General features: G+C 61.3%; 16 protein-coding genes and 2 pseudogenes. 8 read left to right on the top strand and 10 right to left on the bottom strand.

Annotated elements, in window-relative coordinates; all coding sequences use genetic code 11:
* Positions 1-222: 222 nt before the first annotated feature.
* From BRAGE_RS56270 to BRAGE_RS51135, 4 genes are all read right to left on the bottom strand, one after another.
* Entirely contained in the window at positions 223-393 is a 171-nt protein-coding gene (locus BRAGE_RS56270; protein ID WP_167336547.1) for a hypothetical protein, read from the bottom strand.
* Positions 394-473: 80 nt separating this feature from the next.
* Positions 474-1,433 (bottom strand): sensor histidine kinase, encoded by a 960-nt coding sequence (locus tag BRAGE_RS0142610; RefSeq protein WP_027562092.1) that lies wholly within the window; start codon positions 1,431-1,433, stop codon positions 474-476.
* 203 nt (positions 1,434-1,636) lie between these two features.
* Positions 1,637-3,253, bottom strand: coding sequence for a DNA polymerase/3'-5' exonuclease PolX (locus tag BRAGE_RS0142615; protein WP_084334646.1), 1,617 nt, complete (start codon positions 3,251-3,253; stop codon positions 1,637-1,639).
* A 383-nt stretch (positions 3,254-3,636) separates the two neighbouring features.
* A complete protein-coding gene (locus BRAGE_RS51135) occupies positions 3,637-3,855 on the bottom strand; it encodes a hypothetical protein (RefSeq protein WP_231164155.1) in 219 nt (72 codons plus the stop codon).
* 100 nt (positions 3,856-3,955) lie between these two features.
* Between BRAGE_RS51135 and BRAGE_RS51140 the strand changes: the two are divergent.
* A pseudogene (locus tag BRAGE_RS51140) lies at positions 3,956-4,316 on the top strand (PRC-barrel domain-containing protein).
* 557 nt (positions 4,317-4,873) lie between these two features.
* Here the strand turns inward: BRAGE_RS51140 and BRAGE_RS0142640 are convergent.
* Positions 4,874-5,083, bottom strand: a complete 210-nt coding sequence (locus BRAGE_RS0142640) for a hypothetical protein (RefSeq protein WP_051378324.1) — start codon at positions 5,081-5,083, stop codon at positions 4,874-4,876.
* 319 nt (positions 5,084-5,402) lie between these two features.
* On the opposite strand from BRAGE_RS0142640, the pseudogene BRAGE_RS51145 reads away from it, so the two are divergent.
* Together BRAGE_RS51145 and BRAGE_RS58130 are read left to right on the top strand one after the other, a co-directional pair.
* Positions 5,403-7,146, top strand: a pseudogene (locus BRAGE_RS51145) (protein-L-isoaspartate(D-aspartate) O-methyltransferase); the annotation flags it as partial.
* An 8-nt stretch (positions 7,147-7,154) separates the two neighbouring features.
* Positions 7,155-7,454: a GFA family protein gene (locus tag BRAGE_RS58130; RefSeq protein ID WP_084334654.1), complete on the top strand. Its 300-nt coding sequence runs from the start codon at positions 7,155-7,157 to the stop codon at positions 7,452-7,454.
* Between the two features lie 503 nt (positions 7,455-7,957).
* Here BRAGE_RS58130 and BRAGE_RS55480 read toward each other — a convergent pair.
* From BRAGE_RS55480 to BRAGE_RS0142660, 3 genes are all read right to left on the bottom strand, one after another.
* The gene (locus BRAGE_RS55480) at positions 7,958-8,104 is read right to left on the bottom strand and encodes a hypothetical protein (RefSeq protein ID WP_156950908.1); all 147 of its coding nucleotides are present in this window, start codon (positions 8,102-8,104) and stop codon (positions 7,958-7,960) included.
* Positions 8,080-8,517 carry a hypothetical protein gene (locus BRAGE_RS55485; RefSeq protein ID WP_141263363.1) on the bottom strand — a complete coding sequence of 146 codons (438 nt, stop codon included), beginning with the start codon at positions 8,515-8,517 and terminating at the stop codon, positions 8,080-8,082. The genes BRAGE_RS55480 and BRAGE_RS55485 overlap by 25 nt, the downstream gene beginning before the upstream one ends.
* A 117-nt stretch (positions 8,518-8,634) precedes the next feature.
* Positions 8,635-9,087 carry an Hsp20 family protein gene (locus tag BRAGE_RS0142660; protein ID WP_027562095.1) on the bottom strand — a complete coding sequence of 151 codons (453 nt, stop codon included), beginning with the start codon at positions 9,085-9,087 and terminating at the stop codon, positions 8,635-8,637.
* Between the two features lie 484 nt (positions 9,088-9,571).
* Between BRAGE_RS0142660 and ftsH the strand changes: the two genes are divergently transcribed.
* Both ftsH and BRAGE_RS53935 read left to right on the top strand, forming a co-directional pair.
* Entirely contained in the window at positions 9,572-11,413 is a 1,842-nt protein-coding gene (gene ftsH / locus BRAGE_RS0142665) for an ATP-dependent zinc metalloprotease FtsH (RefSeq protein WP_027562096.1), read from the top strand.
* A 254-nt stretch (positions 11,414-11,667) separates the two neighbouring features.
* On the top strand, positions 11,668-11,934 hold the full coding sequence (locus tag BRAGE_RS53935) for a hypothetical protein (protein ID WP_084334648.1): 267 nt from the start codon (positions 11,668-11,670) through the stop codon (positions 11,932-11,934).
* 382 nt (positions 11,935-12,316) lie between these two features.
* On the opposite strand, the gene BRAGE_RS0142670 is transcribed toward BRAGE_RS53935, so the two are convergent.
* On the bottom strand, positions 12,317-13,249 hold the full coding sequence (locus BRAGE_RS0142670) for a LysR family transcriptional regulator (RefSeq protein WP_027562097.1): 933 nt from the start codon (positions 13,247-13,249) through the stop codon (positions 12,317-12,319).
* A gap of 90 nt (positions 13,250-13,339) precedes the next feature.
* Between BRAGE_RS0142670 and BRAGE_RS0142675 the strand changes: the two genes are divergently transcribed.
* On the top strand, positions 13,340-14,215 hold the full coding sequence (locus BRAGE_RS0142675; RefSeq protein ID WP_027562098.1) for an NAD(P)H-dependent oxidoreductase: 876 nt from the start codon (positions 13,340-13,342) through the stop codon (positions 14,213-14,215).
* Between the two features lie 263 nt (positions 14,216-14,478).
* The gene (rpoH, locus tag BRAGE_RS0142680; RefSeq protein ID WP_035730662.1) at positions 14,479-15,372 is read left to right on the top strand and encodes an RNA polymerase sigma factor RpoH; all 894 of its coding nucleotides are present in this window, start codon (positions 14,479-14,481) and stop codon (positions 15,370-15,372) included.
* 43 nt (positions 15,373-15,415) lie between these two features.
* Here the strand turns inward: rpoH and BRAGE_RS0142685 are convergent, their stop codons facing one another.
* On the bottom strand, positions 15,416-15,646 hold the full coding sequence (locus BRAGE_RS0142685; RefSeq protein WP_141263365.1) for a hypothetical protein: 231 nt from the start codon (positions 15,644-15,646) through the stop codon (positions 15,416-15,418).
* A 259-nt stretch (positions 15,647-15,905) separates the two neighbouring features.
* On the opposite strand from BRAGE_RS0142685, the gene groES reads away from it, so the two are divergent.
* A complete protein-coding gene (groES, locus tag BRAGE_RS0142690; RefSeq protein ID WP_283808075.1) occupies positions 15,906-16,256 on the top strand; it encodes a co-chaperone GroES in 351 nt (116 codons plus the stop codon).
* Positions 16,257-16,284 lie beyond the last annotated feature (28 nt).

A 16,284-nucleotide genomic window follows, 5' to 3' on the forward strand; every position in this document is an offset into this window, starting at 1 on the left:
CGACAAGTGGAACGGCTCTTGGAGTGGCTATTCCGGTGCTGCCAGGTGCAGCGGAGTCTGGAGGGCGACCAAGGTCTAGGAGAGTTGTTCCTTCCACCGGAAAAGGACCCTCCGATGCTCCGCTCCGCCTCAAGCACGCCGGCGCGAAGCCTTTTCAATTCGGATAATTGCTAAACGGAAAGACGTTCGTAGCCTATGGCGGGACCGATCCCTGCCCAGGGCCTAGCCGCCGTCAGGCTTCTTGCCTGTGTCCTGTTCCTCGATGGGCAGGCTCGCCTCGAGCTCGGCGATGATGTCCTGGAGCAGCCGCACCGCAAGCGGGTCGGTCGCCTCCGCGTGCAGCCTCCGGTATCGCTGCAGTTCTTCGAGGATCTTCGGCGATGGCGCGGTCATGGTGATAGGCTCCGACCTGTCTACGCCAGAACCCTTCGTCGGTTGCAGCCAGCTTCGAGGAAATTCAGCGCAATCGCCGCTCAGGCGTCGAGCGCAAGCGAAACCTGCACCTCGCATCCCTCTGGAAGCGGCCTTCTCATCACGGTCCGCTTCATCTGCGACGCCAGCAGACTGATCAACCGCGTGCCGAGTCCGCTGCTGACTTCGATCGGACAGCCGACGCCGTCGTCCCGCACCGTCACCAGGACGCGCTCGTCCTCGGCGCGCACGTCGACCTCCACGGTGCCGCGGCGCCCCTCCGGAAACGCATACTTGAAGCAGTTCGTCACCAGTTCGTTCACGATCAGCCCGATCGACGCCGCCTGCGAGCTCCGCACCTCGATGTTCTCGCAGCGTACGCCGATCGAGATCGTGCGCACGCCGCGATGGAAATCGGCCAGGCTCCCGCATAAGGCCTCGATGTATGGCGCGAGCGCGATGCGACTGCTGTCGGCAGTGTCGCGCAAGCGATCGTGGACCTTGGCCACCACGTCCACCCGGCTCACCGCGGATGCGATCGCCATTTGAACGGCCGGGTCGGTTGCCGAGCGGGCCTGGAGCCGGAGGACCGAGACGATCGTGGCGAGGTCGTTCCGCGTTCTGTGCGCGAGCTCCTGGAGGAGTACCTCAGTATAGCGTTTCGCCTCGGAGAGCTTGTGCAGCGTGCTCCTGAGGAGCTCGGTGACGGCGGCGATGCAGATGCCCGTCAGAATGAACAGGATAAGCGGGATCGCAGCGGAGGATGATGGCCCCGGGATCAAGTAGGCGGCGGCGAGCGCGGCACTTGCCGCGGTGGCCACGATACCGCTGCCGCGATTGAAGAGGACGGCGGACAGGAAGATAGCCGGTATGAACAGCAGAACAGGGTAGGAGCGCAGCTGATCGTCCAGCATCATCCGGGCGATGAAAGCGATGCCCACCAGACCGAGCGTCAAGGTGTAGCGCACCCAGATCGGAAAGTCCGACCTCGCCGTCAAGAGGCGTTGCAGAAAGGCTTCCATCCCGGAGCAACGTGCCCTCGAGGCTCGATGTTCCGATGAGAAGCCGCTCTTGCTTCGCAGGGTCTACTTGCACCAAGCCGGCCCGATCCAACGACCGCCTTTGATTCGGTCATCCACCAGCCGAGTTGTGCATCGGCTACTACAAAGCCGGTAAAGCCCGGAACGAGGAGGACGGGAACCGAACCCGCTGGGCGGATGCAGCATCAGGCGGCGCGGGCGAGCGAGCGCCGCTTCTGGCGGAGGTAGCGCGTGATTTCCGGCAATGTCATCGCGTTTAGGATCCGGTCGGCAGGGACGCCGCCCTTGCGGGCCATCTCGACGCCCCAGTGCATGTGGTCGAGCTCGGGAATGGAATGCGCGTCCGGATTGATGCTCAGCATGCAGCCAAATTCGAGGGCGGCCTGGTGCCAACGCCAGTCCAGGTCGAGCCGCCATGGGTGGGCGTTGATCTCCACGACAACATCATGCTTGGCGCAGGCCCGCAGCACCTTCTCGACGTCAATTTCGTAGCCCGGCCGCCGCTGAAGCTGCCGCCCGGTCATGTGGCCGATGATGGTCGTGTGAGGATCGGCAATGGCCCGCAGCAGGCGCTGCGTCTGCGCCTTGCGGTCCAGCTTGAAACGGCCGTGGATGCTGGCGACGACGAAGTCGAAGCGCTCCAGCACGTCGTCGGCGTAGTCCAGAGAGCCGTCGGCTAAAATGTCCGACTCGATGCCTTTGAGGATCCGGAAATCCTTGCCGAAGCGCTTGTTTAACCGGTCGGCATGCCGGTGCTGCTGCACGATCTCCTCCACGGTGAGACCGCCGGCGTAGTGCGCAGACTTGGAATGGTCGGCAACCCCGAAATACTCGAATCCGCGCTGGCGCGTCGCCTTCGCCATGGTCTCCAGAGTCTCCGTGCCGTCGGAAGCATCGGTGTGACAGTGAAGGATTCCGCGCAGGTCCTTGTCGGTGACGAGCTTCGGCAGCTTGCCCTTCAGGGCCAGCTCGACCTCGCCGCGCCCCTCTCGCAGCTCCGGATCGATGAAGGGTAGCCCGAGAACCTGGTAGATGACGGCCTCCTCGCCGGCGACCAGTGTGCGGCCCTTGTGCAGGCCGTCAGCGTCCAACCGCATGCCCTTCTCGGCGGCCAAGGCTTGGAGCTGCTCGATGTGAGCGGCGGAGCCAGTGGCGAAGAGAAGAGCGGCGCCGAAGTGCTTGCGGTCCGAGACTGAGATTTGAAGGCCATCGGCTGATGACTTCGGCGTCTTGTCGGTCTTGGCAGCCTCCGCAACGATCGCGAGATCGCCGACGAGTTCGCAGCCACGGCGGAAGTCACCGGCGATCACCACGCGCTTGAGTTCCGGGCGAGACTTGCGGATTGAGTCCTTCGCGTGCGCGAGCAGAGCGGCAGCATGGTGCAGGTGAAGGCGGCCTTCTCCACTTCTGGCGATCGCCAGGTTCTGCAGGATCTTTGCCTGCAGCGCGGCGCCGAGTCCTTTCGCCCTCTTGATGCGGTCGTCCTTGGCAGCGGTCTCCAGTTCGGCGAGGGAGGCGATGCCGAGATTCTTATACAGGCGCAGCACCTTCTCTGGACGAAGGCCGGGCACAGCGAGCATCTCGAGCACGCCCTCGGGAATCTCCTTCCGCAGCTTTTCGAGGCTGGGATGACTGCCCGTCTTGTGAAGCTTGGTGATGATGTCGGCGATAGCATCGCCGACGCCCGGGATCTCAGTAAGGCGATCTTCGGCGATGAGCACGTGCAGAGGAACTGCAAGAGCCCCTAGGCTGTCGGCAGCCCGAGAGTAGGCTTTCGCCCGGTAAGGATTGCCGCCCCGCAAGGCGGAGCCTCCTTCTTGAGGAGATTGTAGATGCGGCCGGCCACTAGCTGCAGATGCTTCATCCTGCCGCGCGGCATCGACCGAGCCTTGCAAAGAGCTCGGAACGCGTAGGCTCGAAAATAATCGAATGCGGCTGACATGATATGGATAAACGCCCACTCTCGGCGATTGTTCGTTCGTCACCGGCGCGCCTGCGGTTTTCGAGAGGCAGTCAAAGGTCTTCGCCGCACCTTCCCCTCGGCGGACTTGGCCCAAGCAGTTTCGGCTCAACCGGCTTGGCGCTCTATCTCGCCGGTAGACCGCGAAGGGCTCTCGGCGCTCATATCGGTCCCATCGGGCCGCCTCGGTCAGGGCCCATCGAGGATCGTCGCCCACAGCGCGCTTCATGACCCTGCTAACCGCCCATCGGTGTCACGCGGAAGCCGCCGCCCGCCCCGCGTCGGTGATGCGGTATTCGATATCTCCGGATGGACGCGGTCGGTTTCCACGAGACCCAGCTCGACCAGCCGCGCTACCGTCTCATGGTCGAACAGCGGTGGGCTGATCCAGGATTCGCCGAGGAGCCTCCTCAGAAAATCGCGTTCCAGATCGGTCAGCTCCATCTCGTCCTCCGCTCTTCCAGAACAAGGCCCTCAGGGCTCAGCCAGGAACGGAGCCATCGTCGTACCGTTGATTCCAGAAGACAATATCATGGAGGTCAACATGACGATGGAAGATCGCGAGACGTTCAGCCTGATCGGAAGCGACAAGGTTGAGGGTACGAACGTGTACGGGGCCGGCGGGGAAAAGGTGGGACATCGAGCGCGTCATGATCGACAAGATCAGTGGCAAGGTGGCCTATGCGGTGGTCAGTTTTGGCGGCCTGCTCGGTATCGGCGACGATCACTATCCGCTGCCTTGGCAGGCGTTGAAATATGACACCAACCTCGGCGGCTACGTCACCGGTATCACCCAGGACCAGCTCCGCGGCGCCCCCAAATACGCCGACGAGGGCAGTTGGAATTGGAACGATCCAGCGACGACGCGCTCGGTGAACGCCTATTACGGTGTGCCAGTGGCCTGATACGGCGCAGTCCGGTGCCTGCCTGGCTGACGGCGGAGGTCGCTCTTCCGACGGACCGCACGCAAGACGGCCCGGCTCCGTCGCCGAGGAGACTTGAAAGTGAGTGATGCTGTTCGTGTTCTGGTCGTGGAGCAATCAAGAGCTGTGCATGATGCAGCTTAACTCCGACGTCGAGCCCGAGAGCAGCGGCTGTTTGACAAACTCGGGCCGTCAGGAGCGTCTCGCCGCGTAGCCGGCGCGTCAAACGGCGCCACCTGCGTTCTGTGGCTCGATTGCACTAGCCGACCCCGAGCCCGGACGGCACGTTGCCCGGCGAGGGGCTGATGGGCGACGCGTACCAGTTGTGTTCGAAGAGCGGTGGCGGCGGGGCGGTCGGTGTCTGTGGGCTCCGCTAAGGAGGCTCTTGCCAAGGGCTGCGCACTCGCCGACTCCGGTGGCGAGGTCCCAATCAAGGACCTTTCCGGAAAGACGGTCGATCCCGAGGCGGTCGCAGAGATCGCTGCTTGGGAATAGAGCCGCGGGACCGAAGGGATGCGCGTCAGGCGGCGTGCTGCCGTCTAGGCCGATCTCTTCGTCGCTTCCGCCAGCGCCGCTTTCGCCACTTCGGCCAGACCGGCGAGCGTCGTATTTCCCGCGACCGCGCTCTCCAGCATTCTGTCGGCGATCCGCCTTCTCAGTTCATGATCGCCGCCGTGGGGGAGCCCCCGGCAAACCTCTTCCAGCACGACGTCGAGATTGGCCTTTGTTCGGTTGTCGAATTTTTTCATGGACGATCTCTGCACAGGTCGGCGGCTGACGTCCGGCGACCGACCTAACCTTAGAGCCGGTGCGTAGGCTGCACCATTAACAAAGGTTGCTTTGCCGCTGTAAAAATGGGGCCACAGACGTTTGCAACGCGGGAGAAGAAGGCGACGACTGCGCAGCCTAATTCTCCTGGCACTCCGGACAAGTGTCGCCGATCCCGTCCAGCACCTCTGTGATCTCGGCGACGCCCGTTCCGGCGAGGTGCCTGACGGCGCATCGAGAGGAACCGAGCTGGCCTCTCCTTATTGGCTTCTCGACCAGAACTTCGAAGGAGGTGCTGCCATGGCCGGATCCGCCCAACTTCGCAATCGCATGGTCGAGGTACAACTTGCCGGCGGCGGCATTCGCGATCGACGCGTTCTGAATGCCATGGCAGAGGTCCCACGGGAACGATTCGTCGAATCCGGCTTCGAGGAATTCGCGTATGAAGATTGTGCGTTGCCGATCGCGAACGCACAGACCATCTCGCAGCCTTATATCGTCGCGTTGATGAGCGAGGCGGCGGAGCTGAAGCCGGCAGACAAGGTGCTCGAGGTCGGCACCGGTTCGGGTTATGCCGCGGCGGTCGCCTCGCAGCTCGCTGGAACGGTTCATACCCGTCGAGCGACATGGGGGGCTGGCGAGGATCGCCGCACAGCGTCTCGCGGCGCTAGGATACGATAACTGCATCGTTCATACTGGTGACGGCACCCGCGGCCTGCCGCAAGAAGTCCCATTCGACGCCATTCTGGTCGCTGCCGGGGGCCCGACCGTACCGGATGTACTCAAGGCACAACTGGCCGTCGGCGGGCGCCTCGTCATCCCGGTCGGCGATCTCGAAGGCGAACAGTCGCTGCTGCGGGTCACGCGACAGAGCGAGACGGAATATGCCGAGGAAACCTTCGGCGCCGTCCGCTTCGTGCCCCTGATCGGAGAGCACGGATGGGCCGAGGACGGCACGCGCTCCGCCAGCAATCACGTCCCCGGGCGCACGCGCTTCCGCTCGCTGCCGGAAATGATCGGCGCCGCCATCGAGGCCTTGCCGGACTTCGACGATCCCACCTTCGGGGGCTTTCTGGATCGCTTCGAGCAGTCCCGCGTCGTTCTGCTGGGCGAAGCCAGTCACGGCACCTCGGAGTTCTACCAGGCTCGCGCAGCGATCACCCGGCACCTGATCGAGAAGCATGGCTTCAAGATCGTTGCGGTCGAAGCGGATTGGCCCGACGCCGCGGCCGTCGACCGGTATGTTCATCACCGAACGTCCCGCGGCACGCGCGAGAGGCCCTTCGAGCGCTTCCCGACCTGGATGTGGCGCAATAAAGATGTCGCCGCCTTCGTCGAATGGATGCGCAAACACAATGACGCGAAGCCGGCAAGCGAGCGGGCCGGATTCTACGGCCTCGACATCTACAACATGCGGAGTTCGATCGCAGCCGTTCTCGCCTACCTCAATGAGGTGGATCCCGACGCTGCGGCGGTAGCCCGCGAACGCTACGGATGCCTCACTCCTTGGCAGCGAGAGCCTTCGACCTACGGCCGCGCCGTCTTGACCGAAGGCTATCGGAAATGCGAGGCGAAGATTCTGCGACAGTGCCAAGATATCCTGAAGAAGGAACTGGACTACGCCGCGGACGATCCCGACAGCTTCCTGGACGCCGCCCAGAACGCCCGGCTGATCGCCGCGGCCGAGCGCTACTATCGCATAATGTACTATGGCGGCGCCGAATCCTGGAATCTGCGCGACACGCACATGTTCGAGACCTTGGGCCATATTCTGGACGCGCAAGGCCCCCGATCCAAGGCCGTGGTCTGGGCCCACAACTCCCATATCGGAGACGCCCGCTATACCGAGATGGGCGCCGTCCGTGACGAACTCAACATCGGTCAGCTTTGCCGCGAGAAGTTCGCCGAAGCAGCATCCTTAATTGGATTCGGCACCCACACGGGCACGGTCGCCGCCGCGTCGGACTGGGACGGTGAAATGGAGGTGATGCCGGTGCGGCCTTCCCGGTCGGGCAGCTATGAACGTCTCTTCCACGACGCAGGGTTCGCTATCTGAAAGGTGAGCCGGCCTTCTATGAGACCGTCGCTGAAAGCGGCCGTGTAATCCGAAGGGGCTTTTGCAACAAGTGTGGCAGTCCTATTTCGGCTCACTGGCCTACTAGACCGCAATCGCTGATCATCACTGTCAGTAGCCTCGATGATCCCGCAAAGTTCGAGCCAACTCTGGAAACCTGGGTTTCGCGTGCGGCGCCATGGCATCCTTTCCATTCCAACACCGCCAAGTTCAGCGAAGCGTCCCCTAAGGGGCGTTTCGATCCGTCGTTCCCAGTCATTTGGCGCACTCGCCGATAAGGGACGGAAGTCGTCAACACCACAGCGGGTGCTGCGATCCGGGATCAGGAAAGGACCCAAAACGCGAGAAATGACTGCGGGCTAAGCAGAGATCGTGCTGACTCGCACGATGCCTTGAGGTCACGTGCTCGGCCCACGAGCTGCCTTTTAACGGCTTGGCGTGCTCCTAATCCGGAAGATGCGCCAGGTTGGCCCGGCTGAGACCCGACAGGTTCACTTCAATCTGTCGTTTAACGATGGGAACGAGATCCACGAAGGACAGTAGCGCGTTGCGCGCGGCACGCTTGAAGATACCGCCCCCGGCGCGACTTGTGGGCTCTCCCGGCACCAAGCCCGACGACGACAAGCGCCCGGACAGGTACGGAGTGCGGTGGCAAAGCGGCTGAAACTTCCATCTATCAGATCGTCACGCAGCCAGCAACGCTAGCTCGATCACTCCTTTCTTGGGTCCACGCGTAGCCCGGTCGCCCGGTGCTCGCGGGCACACGCGAGTTCAGGATTGGTTATGAGGTCGGCACATGCGGTAGCTCGATCTCCGTGCCGAGATCCTGTCTGGTGCTGTCTTCGAGATAGAGTTGGCCGACCACCAACATGAGGCCCGCGAAGAACAGCACCAGAGCAACCGTCATGAGGTCGCGATAATCGTCCATCGCTGATCTACCAACCTTGCCAAACTGTCGAATACAGGTCTCAATGCCGTTGGGCAGCTGTGTGCTCTTCGTGAACTGCTTTGACGAACTGCCTTGGTCGTGGCCTTTAACGGACGGGTCATTATCGCGGCTGCCGCGCTCGTGGCAGCCGATAAATCATGCGGCGATGCCGCGCATACCAGACGGAATGCAACAGGAGAGCCAGGTATAGGATCGTCGCCGGCACGCTTAACAAGCCCCCGTGTGACGAGGTTTGCCAGGGCAAGGAGAAGATCCTTCGCTTGCTGCTGCATTCCAATATTGGCAGCAAGGCTCTCAAGGGTGATCGCGCGACCGTCGCCACCGTGACGTTCGAGGAGCTTGAGCAGCCTGCGCTCGAGCTGCTGCGGATCGTTTAAGATTACGTTCTTCATGTATTTCTCCCTGAATCTGGCCACGCGAGCTCGCTCTACCATCAGGCGTCCACCCGCAGTTCGGTGCACGCTGGTAGCTGAGCGAGGAGAGCTCTGCTGACTCGCAGGCGAGTGAACTCAGGCCGTTTGCTGGTTCACGAGCTTCTGGTTGTCGTTGCCGGCTTGGATCGGTATCTGCCGCGGCTTCATAGCTTCGGGGAGTTCACGTACCAGCTCGATCTTGAGCATTCCGTCTTCAAACGAAGCGCGCTTCACTTGCACGTACTCGGCGAGATTAAACTGATGCCGGAATGGACGCACGGAGATACCCTGGTACAAGTATTGGTAGTCTCCCTTATCGGCCTTTCGGCCTTCAACCGTGAGTACGTTTTGCTCCGCAGTAATGGTTATTTCATGCGGCGCAAAGCCGGCTAGCGCGAGGGAGATCTGATAGTGATCCTGGTCGGCCCGCTCAATGTTGTAAGGTGGGTAATTGTGGCCCGTCCATTGGACAGAATCCTCGAGCAGATCAAACACGCGGTCGAAACCAACGGTCGAACGCCACAGGGGGGCAAAATCAAAGGTGGTCATAGCCACATCCTCCACTTGAGCAACATGGTTTATGAGCGCCGGACACCGCATCGGGCGCGTCCGGTGCAGCGCGACCCGCACCGTACTCTTCGAATTAGAACCCACTGGTCAGGTTTCAAGAGGTCCGCCGCCGCTGGTGCAAAGCCTGCTCAATTTCGCTTTTGGCGGCCGCAGGGGAGATACGTCCACGCCCGTGCGAGTGCGGCAGCCATTCCCTCCCGCATACTCGCCCTTGGACGTTGAGATCTACGAGCGGGCCGAACGCGCAGAAGTCAAATTGGCGGTCGACGGCTTACCAGGGGCGCAGCCTCTGCCCAGGCGGACTGCCGCAGTCGAGATCGCCCGACGGGGCTACGTCCGGCTCCGTCAGGACCTCGTTGAAACCAATGCCATGCCAGAGTGTTTGGTGCAGTGCCGCGCCAACCGCCGATTATCCGGTCGGTTCGAGGAAGCTGCTCCCGGGCCCTTTACATCGAGTTTCTGCATGACCAACAAAACTCGCTTCAATGTCGGATATACCATCGCCGCGATTTTCGCGATCTTCTTCATCCAATATCTTATCGCAACGGCTACACAAATCGCCGTCATTCCCTACAGCGAATATCTGCAATTACTGCATCAGGGGAAGATCGATGCGGTCGGCATTTCCGATCGCACCCTGCAGGGCACGCTCAAGGAGCCGCTGCAGGGCGGCCAGAAGAGATTTGTGACCACGCGTGTCGACCAGGACGTGGCGCAGGAACTCGAGAAATACAACGTCCGCTTCACCGGACAAATCGAGAGCACCTTTCTGCGCGACCTGCTCTCGTGGGTGATGCCCGTGCTGCTTTTCTTCGGGCTGTGGTGGTACATCGGCCGTCGCGTGGCCGAAGGTGGCGGCCTTGGCGGCGGACTGATGGCGATCGGCAAGAGCAAGGCCAAAATCTATGTCGAGTCCAACACGGGCATCACCTTTGCCGATGTCGCCGGTGTCGACGAAGCCAAGGATGAGCTTCGCGAGGTCGTCGATTTCCTGAAGAATCCCACTGATTACGGTCGGCTTGGCGGTCGCATGCCGAAAGGTGTGCTGCTGGTTGGTCCGCCCGGCACGGGCAAAACCTTGCTGGCGAAGGCGGTTGCAGGCGAAGCCCGAGTTCCGTTCTTCTCGATATCGGGTTCAGAATTCGTAGAGATGTTTGTTGGTGTCGGCGCAGCACGGGTGCGCGATCTGTTCCAGCAGGCACACGAAAAGGCACCAGCAATTATCTTTATTGACGAGCTCGATGCGCTTGGCCGAGCGCGTGGCATCGGCCCGTTTGCTGGAGGGCACGACGAGAAGGAGCAGACGCTCAACCAACTATTGGTCGAACTCGACGGCTTCGACTCTCGATCGGGGCTGGTCATCCTTGCGGCAACCAACCGGCCTGAAATCCTTGACCCTGCGCTGTTGCGCGCCGGCCGCTTCGATCGTCAGGTCTTGGTCGATCGTCCGGACAAGAAGGGGCGTATCGAGATACTCCAGGTCCATATGAAAAAGGTGCAACTCGCCGGCGACGTCGAGCCGGAGTCGGTTGCAGCTTTGACGCCGGGATTTACCGGCGCCGATCTGGCTAACCTCGTCAATGAGGCCGCACTCCTGGCAACCCGCCGCGGCGCCGAGGCGGTAAGCATGAGCGACTTCAATAACGCGGTGGAGCGCATGGTCGCCGGCCTGGAGAAACGTAACCGGCTGCTCAATCCCAAGGAACGTGAGATCGTCGCTTTTCATGAGATGGGCCACGCGTTGGTCGCGCTTTCCTTGCCTGGTGTCGATCCCGTGCACAAGGTCTCGATTATACCCCGGGGGGTCGGTGCACTCGGCTACACCATTCAGCGGCCGATCGAGGACCGATTTTTGATGACCAGGGAGGAGCTGGAAAACAAAATGGCCGTTCTGCTCGGCGGCCGTGCAGCTGAGCTCATCGTGTTCGGTCATCTATCGACGGGAGCAGCCGACGATCTGCGCCGGGTGACCGACATCGCACGGAGCATGGTGACACGCTATGGGATGTCGGAGAAGCTCGGCAGCGTTGCCTATGACCGCGAGCCCGGCAATTTCCTCGCAAGCCCTGACCAGCCCTATCCAGTTCGCGAGCGTGGCTACGCGGAGGAGACCGCCGCAGCCATCGACCGCGAGGTAAAGGATACTGTAGATCAGGTCTTTCAGCGCACCCAAGGCATACTGAACACGCGGCGTCCGATCCTGGACCGCGCGGCAAAGAAGCTCCTTGAGAAGGAGACGCTGGAGCAGAGCGATATTGACCTGCTGATCCGGGAGATGCCGAAGGAAGGCCTCCGGGCGGTCTAACGGCGCGCTCATTTTCGCGCCCCAGCTGGAGCTGGTCCACCACCGCGTTGAGAATGCCGGAGCAGGTGAAGAACTCCTGATGCTGGTTTTTGGCTCCGCCAAATCGCTGGCAAGATCGACAGGTCTCATCAACGGGTTACTTGAACTCGCCTCGGACAGTTCTAATTCACTGTATAGCCGAACCGAGGTTCGGCGAAGTGGACCATGACAAGGAGACAAGTGCGCAGAGCGCGTAGTAACTTGAGGGAAACGACATGAGAAAGCTTGCTCTTGCAGTCGTCGCGGCGGCAACGCTCCTCATCGGATCGGTTGCGCCGGCTTCGGCCCATTGGCGTCATCATGGCTGGGGCGGCCCGGGTATCGGTCCCGGGCTTGCGCTCGGACTGTTCGCTGGAACACTAGCGGCCGCGACCGCACCACCGGTCTATTATGGACCGGTCTATGGCCCGCCCTACTACTACGGCCGCCCGTATCGGGTAGTCCGCTACTATCCGCCGGTTTATCCGTACTGGTACTGGTGATGAAAAGAAGGCCCGGTTCTCGCCGGGCCTTCTTCCGGGGCGCGCGACGATCCAGGCCCAGCGCAAAGAGACCTTGGAGGGTGTTCCTGCCCAGACAGTCGGTTACGCGAAGGAGCTGGCAGCATAAGGTGCCCGCGCAACATTGCAGGCGCGATATACGCCACCCGCCGACCGGGGATTCACAAATTTGAATCCCAACGCGATGATTTTTTGGGATGAAGGCGGCGTTTGCCGACGAAACAGCGGCAGACCGCTCGGTCCCAGCTCGTTTTTCGATCCGGAAAAACCTCCAGGCTGGGGCCGATGTGGTCTGGTCCGGAGGCTCTCGTGAAGAGCTGCGGCAGCGCAGTCCTCCGATTTGGCCCTTTGCACCGCCCGCTCTCTAGCCTCCAGGAGCCTGCTTTTTGATCCCAGGCGTTTGCGCGATCTGTGCCGAGAGAAAATCGGTAAGCAAGCGCACTCGGGCGATGCCCAAACGTTCCGGTACGATCAGCATGTTCAGCGGAACGGAGGGTGGCGAAAATTCGGGAAGCACCACTTCGAGCTTGTTAGCGGCGAGGAGATCCTCGACCAGCCAGAGATGTGCAGGCGCTATCCCACGTCCGGCTACGAGGGCCTCTCTTGCTGCAAGTCCATGATCAACGCGCAAGCGACCCCCGAATGGCACCACATGGCGCCCGCCGCGCTGACCATGCAGTACGAGTAGATCGCTGCCTGCGATATTAGACATCCTGACGCCTTCGTGATCTGCCAAGTCTTGCGGCCGCGCCGGCTTGCCGCGTTCGGCTAGATAGCTCGGTGCGGCGACGAGCATTCGGCGGGATTGGCCCAGCGCCTTCAGCTTCATCGAGCTGTCACCAAGTGGCCCAAGCCGGAGGGCAATATCGACGCCTTCCTGCACGAGGTCGATGCGCTCATCCGTGAGGCTGAGATCAACCAGGATGTCCGGATGGCGGTCCTGAAAAGCGAAGATGAAACGGCTGACGTGCAGTACTCCGAAGGCCGCGGTGCACGAGATGCGTACCGTACCCGCTGCCGCGCCGCGTGTGCTTCGCGCTTCCTCGCCGGCCAAATCAACCTGGCGGAGGATCTGGACGCAGTGGCGATAATAGCGCGCCCCCTCTTCAGTCATCGTCACCCGGCGTGTGGTTCTGCTGAGCAGCGGCACGCCGACCGCGTCCTCCAGCTCCCGCAAATGGCGCGTCACCGTTGACTGCCCGACTTCCAGCTCGCGCGCGACCGCGGACAGATTGCCCCGCTCGGCGACCCGGACGAAGCTGCGCATGCGCTCAAGCGTCACTTCTGATTTATCCATTTTTCGGCATAATCATATGCATTACTGACATCTACTAGATCGCCGCCTTGCGCGCCACCTGATCGCCGTCACTTATCAGGAGGTACTGTCATGAAAGTATTGATTGTCTTCGCCCATCCGGAGCCGCGCTCGCTGAACGGCGCGCTGCTAGACGTCGCTGTCAGGGAACTCAAGCGGCTCGGGCACGACGTGCAGGTGTCGAATCTCTGTGCCCAGGGCTGGAAGTCGGAGGTCGGCAGAGGGGACTTTCCGTCGCTGGGGCAAGGTGAACGGCTCAAGCCGGCCGCGGCCTCCAAGCAGGCTTTCGAGGCGGGCACGTTGACCAGCGACGTGAAAGCCGAGATCGAAAAGCTGTTATGGGCGGATGTCCTGATTCTGCAGTTTCCGCTGTGGTGGTTTTCGATGCCGGCGATCCTCAAGGGCTGGGTCGACCGGGTGTTCGCCTACGGGTTCGCGTATGGGGTCGGCGAACACAGCGACAAGCGGTGGGGCGATCGCTATGGCGACGGGACTTTGAAGGGCAAGCGCGCGATGCTGGTCGTGACTGCCGGTGGATGGGAGGAGCACTATTCAGATCGCGGCGTCAACGGGGCGATCGACGACCTGCTGTTCCCCATCAATCACGGCATTCTCTACTATCCCGGCTATGAAGTCCTTCCGCCCTTCGTGGTCTATCGCGTGGACCGGCTGGACGACGCCGGTTTTGCGCCTATTGCCGAAGAATTGCGTGAGCGGATGCGCGCGCTCGCGACCACCACGCCCATTCCGTACCGGCGACAGAATGGTGGCGATTACCTGATCCCGAGCATGCATCTCCGCGCCGGGCTAGAGGCTCCCGGCACAAGCGGATTCGCACTTCACCTCGATCGCGGAGGTCATAGCGAGCAGGAGAGTAGGCCCCAAGCGTCGGGCTCGTCCCTCGCCTCGGGCCGCGGCAGCTTGGCTTCCGACGAATTGGCTAGCTGATACGGGAACAACCCATTGGGTTCGCAGTTCTTTTGGCGCCGCCGGCCTGAGTGCCGTTGGGCGCCTCAGGGTCCAGCTAAGCCAGGCGACACGGCGGCTCGTACCATTTTGCTCCATGGAGGATATGGATATGAAAGCTACCTGTGTCATCGCTTGGCAGTCGATCAGTCCCACTCACCTCGGTGGGTCCCCGTGGCTGCGTCTTCCCTCTGGCCGCCCGTTAGAGCTCAAGAGCGGCGATGGCTTCTGAGGGAGGGCAAGTCATGTCAATCAAGTCAGCGCTGCCTGCCATCCATTCGGAAGCCGGGTTGTCCCGGTATCTGCAAGAGATCCGTAGCTTCCCGCTGCTCGATGCATCCGAAGAAGTGATGTATGCAAGGCGTCTTCGGGATTCTGGGGATCGCGAAGCTGCCTACCGTCTGGTGACGAGCCATCTGCGATTGGCCGCCAAGATCGCGCTGAAATATCGGCGCTATGGATTGCCCATCGCCGACCTCATCTCGGAAGCCAACGTCGGATTGATGCTGGCCGTCAAGCGGTTCGACCCTGAGAAGGGATTTCGCCTTGCGACCTATGCCGCTTGGTGGATCAAGGCGTCCGTGCAGGAGTTCGTCCTGAGATCGTGGTCGCTCGTCAAGCTCGGCACAACTGCAGCGCAAAAAAAGCTGTTCTTCAACCTTCGAAAGTTGAAGAGACGCCTTGGTGCGCCGGACGATGGCGAGCTTTCGCCGGAGCAGGTGAAGCAGATCTCTGAACATCTTCAGGTTAGGGAAACCGACGTCGTCGAGATGAACGGGCGGATCCGTGGCGATATGACGCTGAACGTTCAGCTCAGTGACGAAGAAAGCGAGCAATGGCAAGACAGGCTCGCCGATTCAGCTCCTGATCCTGAAACCCAGCTTGTGGAGACCGGAGACCGTGAACGGCAGAAGGCTGCACTCTCGGAGGCGCTGAGTGCGCTCTCTCCTCGAGAACGCACCATCGTCGAAGCCCGTTACATGGCGGAAGAGCAAAGTACGCTTGACGATCTTGCCAATACCTTCGGGATTTCTCGTGAGCGTATCCGCCAGATCGAGCAGCGTGCGTTGAGGCGCATCAAGACGATGATGTGCGGACGCCTTCCGGATCTTGAGGCTGCTTCAGCAAGCGCATACTAGAAGCAGAACACTAAAGACCGCTGGCCGGCTGCTGATCGATGGATCAGCAGCCGGTGCAGATATCAGGCACGATGGCTTCCGCCGAGAATTCACGGCCCTTGCCGCCCTCGGACCTTGTTCTTGCGGGCTTGCCGCGCGGCTGGCCGCTTTGATTGCTGACAAACTGCTTAACCGCGGCGTCGGAGCTTCGCACTGCTCGCGACGAATCCGCTTCTTTCGCCTGCAGCGAAACCACCATCCCGAGTAGAACAGCAAGTACCAATAAAGTCCGCATCTCTGGTTATCCTCCTTTCGAAGATGCTCCAATTTGCTGCGCAGAGCTTGCTCCGCAGCCGAGAAGACATCTCGGTTTGATGATCTCAGTTTTCAACTGCGGCGAGCGATTCTGGACGCTTGGAAAGGCTCTCCGGGTGCATGCCGCGAGCGATAGTGACGAGCCCGCCTGCGTCGCAAAAATTTCCCTCCTTCCCCTTGAAAGTAGATCCCTCGCTCCTACGTGCTTTTTCGCCCGGGGGCCGTTACGGACCCGGATTTTGGACATCGCTGAACCTACCCAAGGAGGATGTGCATGCATTTCCGCCCCCTTGCACGATCGCGTGCTCGTGCGACGTCTCGACGCCGAAGAGAAGACCGCCGGCGGTATCATCATTCCAGACACAGCAAAGGAGAAGCCGCAGCAGGGCGAGATTGTCGCCACTGGCCCAGGCACACGCAATGAACAGGGCCAGCTCGTTCAACTCGACGTCAAGCCCGGTGACCGTGTCCTGTTCGGCAAGTGGTCCGGTACAGAGGTCAAGATCGACGGCGAGGAATTCCTGATCATGAAGGAAAGCGACCTTCTGGGTGTCATCGACAAGGCAGGCACCGTCAAGAAGGCAGCATAGCGCGCTTACAGTCATAGAGGAAAGGAGA

The sequence above is a fragment of the Bradyrhizobium genosp. SA-4 str. CB756 genome, assembly GCF_000473125.1.
Taxonomy (GTDB): Bacteria; Pseudomonadota; Alphaproteobacteria; order Rhizobiales; family Xanthobacteraceae; genus Bradyrhizobium; species Bradyrhizobium arachidis.